The sequence below is a fragment of the Nocardia niwae NBRC 108934 = DSM 45340 genome, assembly GCF_001613465.1.
Taxonomy (GTDB): domain Bacteria; phylum Actinomycetota; class Actinomycetes; order Mycobacteriales; family Mycobacteriaceae; genus Nocardia; species Nocardia niwae.
This window is the reverse complement of record NZ_BDCK01000016.1, coordinates 248,908-263,009: the sequence shown is the minus strand read 5'-3', so window position 1 is coordinate 263,009 and position 14,102 is coordinate 248,908. Positions and strand designations below refer to the sequence as shown.

The 14,102-nt window shown below is 67.0% G+C and carries 12 protein-coding genes; 3 read left to right on the top strand and 9 right to left on the bottom strand.

What is annotated here, in order from left to right; genetic code table 11:
* Positions 1 to 79 precede the first annotated feature (79 nt).
* The gene (locus NNI01S_RS08390; RefSeq protein WP_063019185.1) at positions 80 to 634 is read left to right on the top strand and encodes a TetR/AcrR family transcriptional regulator; all 555 of its coding nucleotides are present in this window, start codon (positions 80 to 82) and stop codon (positions 632 to 634) included.
* Between the two features lie 462 nt (positions 635 to 1,096).
* Here the strand turns inward: NNI01S_RS08390 and NNI01S_RS08385 are convergent, their stop codons facing one another.
* Together NNI01S_RS08385 and NNI01S_RS08380 are read right to left on the bottom strand one after the other, a co-directional pair.
* Positions 1,097 to 1,813: a sterol desaturase family protein gene (locus tag NNI01S_RS08385; protein ID WP_084488637.1), complete on the bottom strand. Its 717-nt coding sequence runs from the start codon at positions 1,811 to 1,813 to the stop codon at positions 1,097 to 1,099.
* An 8-nt stretch (positions 1,814 to 1,821) separates the two neighbouring features.
* On the bottom strand, positions 1,822 to 2,559 hold the full coding sequence (locus tag NNI01S_RS08380) for a FadR/GntR family transcriptional regulator (RefSeq protein WP_063019182.1): 738 nt from the start codon (positions 2,557 to 2,559) through the stop codon (positions 1,822 to 1,824).
* Positions 2,560 to 2,888: 329 nt separating this feature from the next.
* On the opposite strand from NNI01S_RS08380, the gene NNI01S_RS08375 reads away from it, so the two are divergent.
* A complete protein-coding gene (locus NNI01S_RS08375) occupies positions 2,889 to 3,407 on the top strand; it encodes a GNAT family N-acetyltransferase (protein ID WP_063019452.1) in 519 nt (172 codons plus the stop codon).
* Positions 3,408 to 3,502: 95 nt separating this feature from the next.
* On the opposite strand, the gene NNI01S_RS08370 is transcribed toward NNI01S_RS08375, so the two are convergent.
* From NNI01S_RS08370 to NNI01S_RS08340, 7 genes are read right to left on the bottom strand one after another with little or no spacing between them, the layout of a single operon-like run.
* The gene (locus NNI01S_RS08370) at positions 3,503 to 4,165 is read right to left on the bottom strand and encodes a hypothetical protein (RefSeq protein ID WP_174554374.1); all 663 of its coding nucleotides are present in this window, start codon (positions 4,163 to 4,165) and stop codon (positions 3,503 to 3,505) included.
* A complete protein-coding gene (locus NNI01S_RS08365) occupies positions 4,162 to 5,832 on the bottom strand; it encodes an ABC transporter family substrate-binding protein (protein ID WP_063019180.1) in 1,671 nt (556 codons plus the stop codon). Before NNI01S_RS08365 ends, NNI01S_RS08370 begins: the two co-directional genes overlap by 4 nt.
* Positions 5,833 to 5,871: 39 nt before the next feature.
* On the bottom strand, positions 5,872 to 7,521 hold the full coding sequence (locus NNI01S_RS08360; protein ID WP_063019178.1) for an ABC transporter family substrate-binding protein: 1,650 nt from the start codon (positions 7,519 to 7,521) through the stop codon (positions 5,872 to 5,874).
* 47 nt (positions 7,522 to 7,568) lie between these two features.
* Positions 7,569 to 9,254 carry an ABC transporter family substrate-binding protein gene (locus NNI01S_RS08355; RefSeq protein ID WP_063019176.1) on the bottom strand — a complete coding sequence of 562 codons (1,686 nt, stop codon included), beginning with the start codon at positions 9,252 to 9,254 and terminating at the stop codon, positions 7,569 to 7,571.
* Between the two features lie 13 nt (positions 9,255 to 9,267).
* Positions 9,268 to 11,145: an ABC transporter ATP-binding protein gene (locus NNI01S_RS08350; protein WP_063019174.1), complete on the bottom strand. Its 1,878-nt coding sequence runs from the start codon at positions 11,143 to 11,145 to the stop codon at positions 9,268 to 9,270.
* Positions 11,142 to 12,062, bottom strand: coding sequence for an ABC transporter permease (locus NNI01S_RS08345; RefSeq protein ID WP_063019172.1), 921 nt, complete (start codon positions 12,060 to 12,062; stop codon positions 11,142 to 11,144). The genes NNI01S_RS08350 and NNI01S_RS08345 overlap by 4 nt, the downstream gene beginning before the upstream one ends.
* Positions 12,059 to 13,036: an ABC transporter permease gene (locus NNI01S_RS08340; RefSeq protein ID WP_063019170.1), complete on the bottom strand. Its 978-nt coding sequence runs from the start codon at positions 13,034 to 13,036 to the stop codon at positions 12,059 to 12,061. Before NNI01S_RS08340 ends, NNI01S_RS08345 begins: the two co-directional genes overlap by 4 nt.
* A gap of 193 nt (positions 13,037 to 13,229) precedes the next feature.
* Here NNI01S_RS08340 and NNI01S_RS08335 point away from each other — a divergent pair, with 193 nt between their 5' ends.
* A complete protein-coding gene (locus NNI01S_RS08335; RefSeq protein ID WP_063019448.1) occupies positions 13,230 to 14,030 on the top strand; it encodes a Cof-type HAD-IIB family hydrolase in 801 nt (266 codons plus the stop codon).
* Positions 14,031 to 14,102 lie beyond the last annotated feature (72 nt).

Genomic DNA, 14,102 nt, shown 5'->3' with positions numbered 1-14,102 from the left:
GAATCAAGACGGTACTGACTGGTTCCGTCTACGTCAAGCAAGATGGTACTGATCAGTTCCGTTCTGGTATCGTGGCGTCATGCCAACCCAGGCCAAGCAGCGTTTGCTCACCACCGCGGAAGAGCTGTTCTATGCCGAAGGAATTCGCGCCGTCGGCGTCGATCGCCTGCTCCAGGAGTCCGGCGTAGGCCGTGCCTCCTTCTACCGCCACTTCGCGAGCAAGGACGAACTGGTCGTCGCGGTGCTGGAGGACCGCGACCGCCGCTGGCTGAGCTGGCTGCGGGAATCGGTCGAGGCGAAGAACGGAGACCCCGCCGCCCGGCCGCTCGCGGTCTTCGACGCCCTGGCCGAACGGTTCGCCCGCAAGGACTTTCGTGGCTGCGCGTTCATCAACACCATGGTCGAGGTCGCCGATCGCGGCAGCGCGGCGCATCAGGTCGCCGATCGGCACAAGCGCCGCGTCATCGAGTACCTGAGCGAACTGCTCACCGAGGCGGGCAGGCCCGACGCCGCCGCACTGGCCGCCGAACTCGCGCTGCTGGTCGACGGAGCGATCGTCACCGCCGTCCGCGAGGGCACTCCGGACGCGGCGTCTCGTGCCCGCGCCATCGCGGAGCGTCTGCTCGCAACGTAATCAGAGCCACCGGCCGGTGTGCGGCGGTGCGCCATCGTGTACTCGGTAATTCGACCGTGGCGATCGCGCATACTCCGCGTCGTGTTGCGGCCTGCTCCCGGGAGGGTTCGAAACTTTGCCGAGGACCGATGAAGCGGGTGAGACGGGCGCTTCACCGCGAAACCGCCGCGCCGGGGCAGCTCGATCCAGGGCGATGCCGGGCGCGGATCGCCGGATTTCTCGAAGCACCACCCTGTGCACTGAGCGGCGCCGGGGCAGTCGTCGCCGGAACCCCGCTGTTGTCGGCATCGGCATGCCGACTGTGGCGGTCGGGGCTGTTGCCGTGTTGACCGGCGTGCCCGCCCGGTGGAGTCGTCGCGGGGCGGCCTCAGCCGCAGTCCGAATGCCGCGTACGGGTGGTGCGGAGGTGGACATGCGCACCGGTGCCGCCCCGCTGACGTCGCGGGGCGGCACCTGCTGGGGTCAGGCCGAATGCAGGTTGCGCGCGGTAGGTGAGGTCTCGGTCGTGGCCGGGTCGGGGTAGGTGCCGAAGAGGCGGTCGGCGGTGCCCGAACTGGTGACCGTGAACCAGTAGTGCTCGTTCTTGTAGTGGTGGTGGCGATGGTTGCGCCACACCGCCCGGTAGAGCGAGCCTTTCGGCTTGTAGTCGGTGTGGATCAGGTAGTGCGTCCACTCGTAGCCGAGGCCGAGCAAGGTGATGGTGATCAGGAAGGTCAGGCCGAGGCCGACGCGGGGGAAGGCGAACGCCGCCAGCGCGAGCAACACCACGACCAGCACCGCCAGCGTTCTCGTCGGAATGAAGATCAGCGGGATGTCGCGCGGATCGACGTGATGCTCGCGGTGCTTGCGGGCCAATTCGCTGTCCAGCGCGAGCGGGCCGAGCCGCCGTGGCCGCCAATGCAGCACGGTGACGTGCACGATCCATTCGAAGACCGGGAAGAACGCCAGCATCACGGCGGGGACCAGCAGATCGGTCGGCTGCCAGTCGCCGACGATTACGCGCGCGATCAGCGCGCCGACCAGCGTAATCCCGATCAGCCACGGGGAGGGGTGCCGGACGAATTCTTCGAAGGCCTGGCCCAGGGTGAGCCCGCGACGCAACGCCCGCTCGTCCCGGCGGACCCGCGCCCGCGCGTCCGCATCGACCGAGGCGCGTTCGGAGGCTTTGGATTTCGTCATGTTCGTTCCTAGCTGTGCGTGACCGGCGGTCCGCCGAGGACCTCGATCAGGACGGTGGTCGCCGGCTCGAGCAGCGCCCGAGCGGTGGTGGCGGCCTTCTGCGGCCGGCCCGCAGCGATGGCGGCGGCCAGTTCGCGGTATGCCTCGACGTTGCCCACCTCGGCGGACATGATCGGGGCCAGCGCCGCGAGCGCCGGTTCATAGGCGGCGCGCAACATGTTGAACATCAGCCGGAACACGATCGAGTCGGCCGCGTCCACGACGTGATCCCAGAACTCCATCGCGTGCCGCTGCTGCCCGATCGGGTCCTGTTCGGCGGCAAGCGCTTCGACGGATGCCTCCAGCAGGGGGCGAATCCCGTCGGCGCCGATCGTGCCTACCCGGCGCGCGGCCAACTCCGCCGCCTTCGGCCCGTTGTGCAGCCGGGCCTCCAGAATGCTGCGCGCGACCGCGGGGTCCAGTTCCCCCGCCTGCACCAGCAACCTGGGAAGAACCTCGAGTCCCGCACCGCGCCGATAGTCCAGGACGGTGGTCGCGTCTCCTTGCCGCACGGACACCAGCCCGGCCGCGGCCAGCCGCTGAAGCGCCTCCCGCACCGCGGGCCGGGACACCCCGAGCGCCTCCGCCAGCTGCCGCTCGCTGGGCAAAGTCGCCCCGGGCGCCAGCTCACCGCTGAGCACATCCGCGGCGATCTGCTCGAACACATCCGCCGACACCGACCGCTTGACCACAGGTTGCAACGCCATGCGTCCACTGTGCGCCTGCTTGGTCAGAAGGTCAAGTGGTCAGACCAATTCGCTGCTGTCGTGAGCGGAAGGCTTTATTCGGTGGCCCACCTGGTATCGCGCGAGCTAGCATCGCTCGTCCGTATCCAGGTGGAGTCACATGCAGGAGGTGGGGCGGGATGACCGCGCCGAAGATCGCCGTCAGACGCGACGCCCGGACTGTCCCGACGTCTCGGGTCCCGGTCTGATCCCTCTTCGTCCGGCGTTCGTGTTGCGAGCCTTTCGGCTCGCGTGACGGTGGTGCTGTGTCCGTGACCGGGCCCGACCATCAAGAGCACGGAGAATCCGAGTTGAGTTCCACCATCGATTGGCGCGTGCGCGCCGAAACCGATGCCGATATCCCCGCGATCCACGAGATCAACGTCGCGGCCTTCGAGCGAGCCGAGGAGGCCGAGCTGGTCGACGCACTGCGCGACGACCCCGCATGGATCGACGGTTTGTCGATCGTCAGCACGCTGCCGGACGACACCCCGGTCGCCTTCGCGCTGCTGACGCGCTGCCATGTGAACACGACGCCCGCGCTGTGCCTCGGCCCGTGCGCTGTGCTGCCCGACTACCAGAAGACCGGTGCGGGTTCCGCCGCGATCCGGGCCGCGCTCGCGGCCGCGGCGCGGATGGGCGAGCGTTTCGTCATCGTGCTCGGTCATCCGGCGTACTACCCGCGCTTCGGGTTCCGCCGGGCGTCCGAGCACGGAATCGGCCTCACCATCGACGTCCCGGACGAGGCGTTGATGGCGCTGACGCTGAACCCTGCTCACCCGCTACCGCGCGGCACGGTTCGTTACGCCGCACCGTTCGGCATCGACTAGCACCGACGGCGTGACAACACCGACGGTGGGGCGGAGCCGATTCGCCCCACCGTCGGGCCGAGCTGGACAGTCGGCGATCCACGCGGGGGCGGATGTCAGCTGGGATCGGAGCCCTGGACGGCGGAGAGCCAGATCGCGCACGCGGCGCCGATGGTGGTGGCCGCCAGGAAGACGGGGAAGCCGCCGCCGTCGATATAGACCCACAAGAAAGCGACGATCGGTGCGGCGACGGTGGATTGGGCGTCGAGCAGGAGGCGACGGCCCAGTCGGGTTGCCTTCGCGGTATGAGCGGGCGCGTCCGGATCGGGGCGGCTGGGATTGTCGACGAGCCGACCGGGCGGTTCGGCGTCGCGGAGGCGGCCGGAGGGGTAGAGCCGTCGTCCGGCGACGCGGATCGTGCGGTCGGTGAGTTCCGCTTCGGTCTCGGTGAGGACGATCAGCGCTGGCTCGAAGTACACCGGAAGCCACCGCGGCCGTCCGCTGCCGTCGACTTGCAACCACGACCGGCTGTCCAGGCGATGTTGCTGGCGGATCCGGGTGACCCGCACGGTGCGCGGGGCGCCCGAACGCCAGAACGGGAGCACGCCGAAGGCGATGCCTAGCCGGTACGCGGTGTATCCGACGATGCCGAGGGCGACGGCGACCATGGCCGCCACCTGATCCACAGTGCCGAACGGCGCCCAAGCGGCACAGACCGCGAGGGCGCCGATCGTCACCACGAGCGGATAGGCCAGCGGATGGCCCGGCCCGGCGCTCACTTCAGGAAGCCGACCTTGGTGTAGTCGCGCGAGGCGAGGCCGAACGCACCGTAGTTCGCCAGATCGGTCCGGGCGGCGTAGGTGCCGGCCGCCTGGTGCAGTGGAACGGAGTAGCCCTCTTCGAAGATCATCCGATCGCATTCGTTGGCCAGCTGAATGGCCTTGTCCGGATCGAGCTCGGAGAGGGTCCGGTCGATCAGCGCGTTGAGTTCCGGGGTGCCGATCCGTGCCTTGTTGCCTTGCAGATCGGCCGGATCGTAGTAGTAGATCTGCCGCAGCCCGCTCAGCGGGAGAACGCTACCGTTCCAGCTGAATTGGGCCAGATCGAAGTTGCCGGGGTCGATGACATTGGTGAACAGTCCCGTGCCCGGCACCGTCTGAATGCTCAGCTTCACGCCGACTTTCGCCAGATTCTGCTGCACGATCTGCGCGGTCTGCACCCACTGGTCCTGCTGGTACATCACATCGCGCAATTCGAGCTTACGGCCGTCCTTCTCGCGCACGTCGCCGTTGAGTTTCCAGCCGAGCGCGTCCAGCATGCGGGCCGCCTCGTCGGGGTCGTAGGCGATGGGCGCTGCGTTGTCCTGGTAGCCCTTCTGCCCCGCCACGAAGACGTGATTGTTCAATGGCTTGGGATCATCGACGACGCCGTGCTGGGAGGCGGTGACCACGCCCTGCCGGTCGATCGCCTTGGAGATGGCGACCCGCAGCTGCGGGTCGGCGAGCAGGGAACCGGGCGCTCCATTGAACGTGATGTGCGACCAGGTCGGCTCCGGCGTGCGCCGGATGACCACGTTCGCGGCATTGCGCGCCGCGCTGACGTTCTCGATGCCGGACATGTAGGCGATGTCGAGCTCGTTGTTCTGGATCGCGGGCAGCCAGGCCGAGTGGTCGAGCACGCTGAAGGTGACCGAATCCAGCTTCGGCGTATCGCCCCACCATCGGGGATTGCGCCCGAGCACGATGCGATTCTGGCTGCGATCGATGGAGCTGACCACGAAGGGGCCCGCGCTGACCGGCAACCCGTTCTTGGCCGCGTTGGTGAAGGTGTCGGGCGTGGCGGTGACCGACTTCGGGTAGAGCGGATTGAACAGGCCTTGCCATTCGCTGTAGGGCCGGTCGAAGGTCACCACGGCTTGCCGGTCGTCCGCACCGCGCTCGACCCTGCCGACTCGTTCGAAACCGCCGGTGCCCGAGACGAGGAACGCGTTGTCCTTACCGCTCAGGGCGTTCGCCTGAGACCGCAAATCTTCCCAGGTGATCGGGGAGCCGTCGGACCACATGGCCTTCGGGTTGATGGTGTACTCCACCTGCTGAGGGCCGGTCCCGGTCAGCTTGATATCGGTGAAGAAGTCGTGGTCGATGCTCAGTTGTCCCGCCGCGTCGCTGACGAAGGCGGTGGGCATCGTCGCTTCGACTATGGAGAAGACACTCTCGGTGCCGCCGTCCACATGCAGGTAGTTGAAGGTTTCCGGGAAGTTGGTGAGCGCCAACCGCAGATTGCCGCCGTCGCGCAGTTCGCTGGGGTCCCTCGGATTGATGTCGTTGGTGCTGCCGACCGTGCTGGTGCCCGGCACCGCGGCATTGTCGCCGCCGCAACTGGTAACGGTCAGCCCGACGACGACCAGAGACAATGCCAGCCGGGCACACGCAGAGGTAATCCGCATGGTGATCCTTCCTGCTCGTTGCGTCCTACGGAAAGAGCCTCACTTCTCGAAGCCCACCCGCAGGTAGTCCGTGGAAGCCAGGCCGAAGGCGCCGAAATTGGCCAGCCCCGCACGGACGGCCACGTTGCCGGGCGATTGCGCGATGGGCACCGAGTGACCCAGTTCGAAGATCATCCGGTCGGCCTTGTTCGCCAGCTCGATCGCCCGCTCGGGGTCGAGTTCGGAGATGATCTGCTCGATCAGCTCGTTCAGTTCGGGTGACCCGATCCGTCCCTTGTTGCTGAGCGTGTTCGCCGGGTCGTACGCGTAGATCTGCGGCAGCGCGCCCAGCGGGAAGATGCTTCGCTGCCAGCTGAACTGGGCGATGTCGAAGTTGCCCGGGTCGATGACGTCGGTGAACAGGCCGTTGCCGGGGAAGGTCTGGATCACCAGTTTCACCCCGACCCGCGCCAGGTTCTGCTGCATGATCTGGGCCATCTGCACCCAGGTGTCCTGTTGGAACATCACATCCCGGATCACCAGCTGTCGTCCGTCCTTCTCGCGGACGTCGCCATTGAGCTTCCAGCCGAGTTCGTCGAGCATGCGGGCGGCCTCGTCGGGGTTGTAGGCGATCACCGCGGAGTTGTCCTGGTAACCCTTCTGCCCGTCGAGGTAGATGTGATTGTTCAGCGGCTTGGGATTCTCCACGATGCCGTTCTGCAGCGCGGTGACAATGCCCTGGCGATCGATCGCCTTCGCGATCGCGACGCGCAGGCGTGGATCCGCCAGAATCGACCCCGGCGCGCCATTGAAGGTGATGTGCGAGTTGTACGGACGCGAGGCGCGGCGCACGATGATGCCCGGCGAATTGGTCGCGGACTTGACCTCCTCGATGCCCGAGATATCGATGGCGTCGAGTTCATTGTTCTGCAAGGCGTTGAGGCGGGCCGAATAGTCGAGCACGCTGTAGGTGACGGTGTCGAGCTTGGGTGTTTCACCCCACCATTTCGGATTGCGGCTGAGCACGATGCGTTGCTGTGCTCGGTCGACAGAGGTGACCACGAACGGCCCTGCCGATTTGGCCAGACCGTTGCGGTCGCGCTCGTTGAATGCCTGCGGCGTCTCGGTCGACTCCTTCGGCATCAGTTGACCGAACAGGCCCCGCCACTCCGCGTAGTGCTGCGCGAAGGTCACGATTGCCTGGCGGTCGTCGACGCCGCGCTCGACCTTTGCCAGCCTGCTGTAGCCCTGGGTCGCGGCGACCCGGTATTCCGTGTTGCGGCCGCTCAGCGCCTCGGCCTGGGACCGCAGGTCCTCCCAGGTGATCGGGCTGCCGTCGGACCAGACCGCCTTGGGGTTGATGGTGTAGACCACCCGCTGCGGCTCGGTCTCGGTCAGTGCGATGTCGGTGAAGAAGTTGTGGTCGATCGACAGCTCGCCCGCGGCGTTGCCGGTGATCGGCCCTGGCAATGCCCAGTCGACCACCTCGGCGAGGTCACCGTCGGAGTCGACGTGGTGCGGATTGAACGTCGCGGGGAAATTGGTGATGGCCAGGCGCAGGTTGCCGCCGTCGCGCAGTTCACCCGGCTCCCGGGGATTGATGTCGTTGGTCGAACCCAGCGCGTTGGAACCCGACTTCACCTCGCTACCGCCCGAGCCACAGCCGACCAGCAGCGCGAGCGCCGTGCCCACGGTGAGGGCCCGGACCATCACGTTGCGTGTCCGCCTCCGGCGGTTCTGGGTTGGCTGTGCTGGTCTCATTTCACGAATCCGATCTTGGTGTAGTCGTAGGACGCCAGCCCGGGGGAACCGATATTGGCGAGGTCCGCGCGGGCGCCGAAACTACCGTCGGACTGGGTCAGCGGCAGGGAATGGCCTTCCTCGAACACTTTGCGGTCGACCTCGTTGGCCAGTTCGATCGCCTTCTTCGGATCGAGTTCGGTCAGCGTGCGCTCGATCAGCGCGTTCAATTCGGGGGAACCGATGCGGCCGAAGTTGCCCTGCAGATCGTTCGGGTCGTAGTAGTAGATCTGCCGGATCGAGCTCATCGCGAAGGCATCCCCGGAGAAGATGAACTGTGCGGCGTCGAAATCACCGGGAATGATGACGTCGGTGAAATAACCGGCCCCGGGCTTGGTGTCGATGGTGAGCCGCACGCCGATCCGGGCCAGATTCTGCTGGATGATCTGCGCGATCTGTACCCACAGCGGGTCGTTGTACATCACGTCGCGGATTTCCAGCTTGCGGCCGTCCTTTTCGCGGACTTCACCGTTGAGCTTCCAGCCGAGCGCGTCGAGTTCCTGCGCCGCCTGGTCGGGGTCGTAGGCCACCGGCGCCGAATTGTCCTGGTAGCCATCTTGCCCCTGCAGGAAGATGTGGTTGTTCAACGGCTTCGGGCTCTCGACCAGACCGTTCTGCGTCGCGGTCGCGATGCCCTGCCGGTCGATGGCCTTGGCGATCGCAACGCGCACGCGCGCATCCGCGAGAATGGAGCCGGGCGCGCCGTTGAAGGTGATGTGCCGCCAGCGGTTACCGGGCGCGCGGCGAATCACCAGCCCGTTGGTATTGCGGACGGTCTTGACCTCGTCGATCGAGGCCAGCCGGACGAGATCCAGTTCGTTGTTCTGCAGGGCGCCGGTCCAGGCCGCCTGATCCAGCACGCTGTAGGTGATGGTGTCCAGCTTCGGTGTCTCACCCCACCACCTCGGATTACGACTGAGCACGATCCGGCCCTGGACGCGGTCGGTGGATTGGACGACGAACGGGCCTGCGCTGGGGCCGAGCCGGTCTACGAGTCCCTTGTTGAACGATTCGGGGTTCGCTGTCACGGATTTCGGGAAAAGCGAGGAGTTGCCCGCGAACTGTCCGCGCCATTCGCCGTAGGGATGGTTGAAGGTGAGGATCGCCTGCCGGTCGTCCACACCGCGCTCGACCTTGTCGACGAACTCGAAGCCGTTGGTGATCGCGATCAGGAAGCGTTTGTCGCGGCCGCTCAGGGCGTGCGCTTCCGCGGCGATGTCCTCCCAGGTGATCGGCGTCCCGTCGGACCAGACCGCCGCGGGATTGATGGTGTAGGTGACCTGTTGTGGTTCGGTGCCGGTCAGCGCGACGTCGGTGAAGAAGTTCTTGTTCACGGAGAGGTTGCCTGCCGCGTCGACGTCGAACGCGCGCGGCATGAGCGGGCGCTCGATATCGGCGATCTCGCCGTCGTTCCCGTCATTGGACAGGGTGTTCCAGTTCGCCGGGAAGCTGGTGACCGCCAGGCGCAGATTGCCGCCTTCACGCACCTCGTCGCGGTTCTTGGGATTGACGTCGCTGGTGGTGCCGAGCGCGTCGGACAGTCCGGCGGCCGATTCGTCGGCGCCGGTCGCGCAGCCAGCGGCGATCAGCGCGACAGCCGCCAAGCCCGCCGTCCACCGCGTTCGGTCGAAACGGATCCGCATCGCGCTCTCCTGACTATCGACTGACTGCTGGAACCGGCACCGCGTCGATCAGCGCCCTGGTGTACTCGTGTCGCGGCTCGGCGAATATCTGCTCCGCGGAGCCGTATTCCACGATCTTCCCGCGATACATGACGGCGATGTCGTGGGCCAGGTTCCGCACCACGGACAGGTCGTGCGAGACGAACAGATACGAGAGCCCCCGCTCGGTCTGCAGGTCGCGCAACAGATTCAGTACACCCGCCTGGATCGAGACGTCCAGCGAGGAGACCGGCTCGTCGAGCACCAGCAGTTCCGGGTCCAGCGCGAGTGCGCGGGCGATGCTGATGCGCTGCTTCTGGCCGCCGGAGAAGTCGGCGGGGTAGCGGTCGGCGTGCTCGGGGCGCAGTCCTACCTGCTCGAGCAATTGCGGTACGCGACGGGCGATCTCGGCCCGCGGACGCCCGTCGATGCGCAACGGTTCGGCGAGCGCGTCGAAGATCGGCAGGCGCGGGTCCAGCGAGGCGGTGGGGTCCTGGAAGACGATCTGCATCTTCCGGCGGATCTCGCGCTTGCGCGCCTTGCTCAGCGACGCGACGTCGCTGCCCATGATCTCGATGGCGCCCTCCTGCGGAGAGACCAGATCGAGGATCTGGGTGAGCGTGGTGGACTTGCCGGAGCCCGACTCGCCGACCAGTGCCAAGGTGCGCCCGCGACGCACTTCGAAACTGATGCCGTCGACCGCCCTGATCTCGCCTCTGCGACGGCGCAGCACCACGCCCGACATGAGCGGGAATACCTTCACCAGGTTCGAAACCCGCAAGACCACGTCCGATTCCACCTCGGCCTCGGCGTCCGGCTCGGCGATCTCGCGGCGATAGGCCTCGAACAGCTCGTCGGTGCCGACCTCGGTGGTGCGGATGCAGGCGGCCGTATGCCCGGGTTCGACTCCCTCCAGCGGAGGTTCCGCCGCCCTGCACTCCTCGATCGACACCGGGCAGCGTGGTGCGAACGAGCAGCCCGGCGGGAGCGCGTGCATGGCGGGCGGCGCGCCGACGATCGGGATCAGCGGCCGCCGCGGCGGACCGTCCATCCGCGGGATCGAGCCGAGTAGACCGACGGTGTAGGGCATCCGCGGTGTGTTGAACAGCTCGGCGGCGGTGGCGGTTTCCACGATCCGGCCCGCGTACATGACGGCGACGCGATCGGCCAGTGTCGCGGCGATGCCCATGTCGTGGGTGATCATGATGACGCCCGCGCCGGTGATGTCGCGCGCCTTGCGCAGCAGGTTGAGGATCTGCTTCTGCACCGTCACATCCAGCGCGGTGGTCGGCTCGTCGCAGATGATCAGCGCCGGATCGTTCGCGATCGCCATCGCGATGACCACGCGCTGGCGCTGGCCGCCGGAGAATTCGTGCGGAAACGCCTTGGCCCGCACCTCCGGGTCCGGGATGCCCACCAGGTCGAGCAATTCCACCGCGCGTTTCGCGGCCTCACCCTTGCCCATCTTCCCGTGCGCCAGCAGGGCTTCGGCGATCTGATCGCCCACCCGGTACACCGGCGTGAGCGCCGACAGCGGGTCCTGGAACACCATGCTGATGGAACTGCCGCGCAGCTTGGACAAGTCGCGATCGCCGAGGCCGAGCAGTTCGCGGCCGCGGAACCGGATGGAGCCGGTGATCCGCGCTTGCTCCGGCAGCAGTCCCATCACCGCCAGCGAAGACACCGACTTGCCCGACCCGGATTCACCGACGATGGCGAGCACCTCGCCGTCGGACACCGTGTAGGTGACGCCGCGCACCGCGTCGATCCGGCCCTCCTCGCTGGGAAACGACACCCGCAGATCGGTGATCTCCAGCAGCGGCGCGGTCGAGGTCGTTTCGACCGTCTTCTCGGTTGTTCCTGCGCTAGTCATGCTTTCGCCTTCTTCTTCGACCGTGCCCGCTTCGCGCCGGGGTCGAACGCGTCGCGCAGGCCGTCACCGACGAGGTTGGCGCACAGCACGGTGATGATCAGCAGACCACCTGCGAACAGGAACAGCCAGGGATAGGTCAACGCTGATTTCGTCCCCGCGGCGATCAGCGAACCGAGCGACACGTCCGGCGGCTGCACACCGAAACCGAGGAAGCTCAGACCGGTTTCGGCCATGATCGCCGAGCCGACGGTGAGGGTGGTGTCGATGATCAGGATCGAGGCGATGTTCGGGATGACGTGGCTGAGGATCACCGTGCGGGTGGGCGCCCCCATGTACCGCGCGGCCCGGACGAATTCGCGATCACGCAGGCTCAGCGTCAGGCCGCGCACGATGCGCGCGGAGATCATCCAGCCGAAGCACGACAGCAGGAGGATCAGCAGCAGGATGGAACCGCTACCCTTGGTGCGCGGCGCGAACAGCGCGATGACGATGAAACTCGGGACCACCAGCAACAGGTCGACCAGCCACATGATCGCGCGGTCGGTCCAGCCGCCGAGCAGGCCGGCCAGCGAACCGGCTGTGGCCGCGATCGTGGTGGACAGTAACGCGACGCACAGGCCGATGACCAGTGATTTCTGTAGTCCGCGCAGGGTCTGCGCGAGCACGTCCTGACCGATCTGCGTGGTGCCGAAGGGATGGTCCGGGCTCGGCGGTTGGAGCAGGGCGGTGTAGTCCAGCTGCTGATAGTCGTAGGGCAGCAAGGGCGGCAACGCGAAGCTCGCGACGAACAGCGCGATCAGGATCAGTCCACCCGCGACGGCGGGCTTGTTGCGCAGGAAGCGCCGCAGCACCAGCTTGCGCCGCCCGGTCGCGGTGACCTCGGGGGCGCCTTGGACGATGATCTCGGCTTCCGTCATCCCACACGCACCCTTGGATCGAGAATCGCGTACACGATGTCGGACAGCAGACCCGACACCAGCACGACCAGTCCGGCGAACGCGGTCACCGTCACCACGACGTACAGGTCCTGGGCGTTGATCGAGTCGACCAGCCACTCACCGACGCCGTGCCAGCCGAAGATCTTCTCGGTGAAGGTCGCACCGGTGATCAGGGCGCCGAGACTGTAGGCGAACAGCGTGGCCATCGGGATCAGCGCCGTGCGCAAACCGTGTTTGTACAGTGCTTTGCTGCGTGTGAGCCCCTTGGCGCGGGCGGTGCGGATGAAATCGCTCTGCAGCACGTCGAGCATGGCGTTGCGCTGATAGCGGCTGTAGCCCGCCATGGCGCCGAGGGCCAGCGCGGCAGTGGGCAGGATCAGGTGCTGGACGCGATCGAGCAGCTGCGGTCCGAAGCCTTCGATCTTGTTCGCCGACGTCTCGCCGGTATACAGGAAGATCTGCGACCCGGCGAGCGAGTTGATCTCCAGCGCACCGTATTTCAGCAGCGTCGCGAGCAGGAACACCGGCGTGCTCAAGATCAGCAGCGACACCACCGTGGTGAAGTAGTCGCTGAACTTGTACTGCCGGATCGCGCCCGCCGCACCGATCAGCACGCCGAGCACCGTGCCGACCAGCGAACCGACGACCAGCAACCGCAGACTCACCGCGACCCGCCGCGGCAGTTCCTCGCTCACCGGCTGTCCGGCCAGCGTGGTGCCGAAATCACCGTGCGGGATGCCCGCCAGCCAGGTGAGATAGCGCTCCGGAATCGGGTCGTTGAGGTGCAACTCCTCGGCCTTGGCGTCGATCACTGCCTGTGGCGGGCGCGGATTGCGTTGTTCGAGACTGTCCAGCGGCCGGAACGTCAGGGACGCCAAACTGAACGTCAGGAACGAAGCCAGCAGCAACAGCACGACATAGTTGAGCGCGCGTCGTAGCAGGAAGCCGGTCATCAGTCCTCTGGTCTTTCGGCTGGCCGGGCCAGCGTCGGTATTAGCCCCCGATCATAAGGACGTGGTCGGCGGCGCGCGTGCCACCCGACATCCGGGCATGTCCGGGGCCTATCCGGCCACGGGCCCGGGCGCGATACTCGGCGTTGTCCGGCAGGATGGATGGGTGACGCCCCTGCACCTGCCCAAGCCGAAGATGGTCGCCACCGATGTGGACGGCACGCTCATCGATCACGACGAGCGGGTCTCCGCGCGGACCAAGGCGGCCGTAGGCGCCCTGATCGCCGACGGTGTTCCGTTCGTGCTGGCCACGGGGCGTCCGCCGCGCTGGATCGATCCGGTGGTGCAAGGCCTGGGTTACGCGCCGCTGTGCGTGTGCGGCAACGGCGCGGTGATCTACGACAGCGCCGCCGACCGGGTGCTGGTCAGCATGACGCTGGACGTGCCGACGCTCGCCTGGCTCGCCGACGTCGCCGAGCGGGCGCTGCCCGGCTGCGGTCTCGCGGCCGAACGCGTCGGCGAGAGCGCGCACGACGCGGTGACACCGCAATTCGTCAGCTCGCCCCAGTACGAGCACGCCTGGCTCAACCCGGACGACACTTCGGTCGCCCGCGAGGAGGTCATCGACGCGCCCGCCATCAAGATGCTGATCCGGCTGCCCGGGGCGCGCAGCTCGGACATGCGCGCGGTGCTCGCTCCGCTGATCGGCGAGCGCGCCGACATCACCTATTCGACCGAGCACGGGCTCATCGAACTGTCCGCGCCCGGTATCACCAAGGCCGCCGGCCTGGCGGTGGTCGCCCAGCGGCTCGGCGTGGACGAGTCGACCATCGTCGCGTTCGGCGACATGCCCAACGACGTCCCCATGCTCACCATGGCGGGTCACGGCGTCGCGATGCGCAATGCGCACCCCGAGGCGCTGGCCGCCGCCGACGAGATCGCCGAATCCAACGCCGACGACGGCGTCGCGCGCGTCCTCGAACGTTGGTGGGTGTGAGTCGTGTTGCGGTAGCCACGTCTTCGGGCCGGGAAGTCTCGGGTCGAAGGTGCCGGAACAACTCGGAGCCCG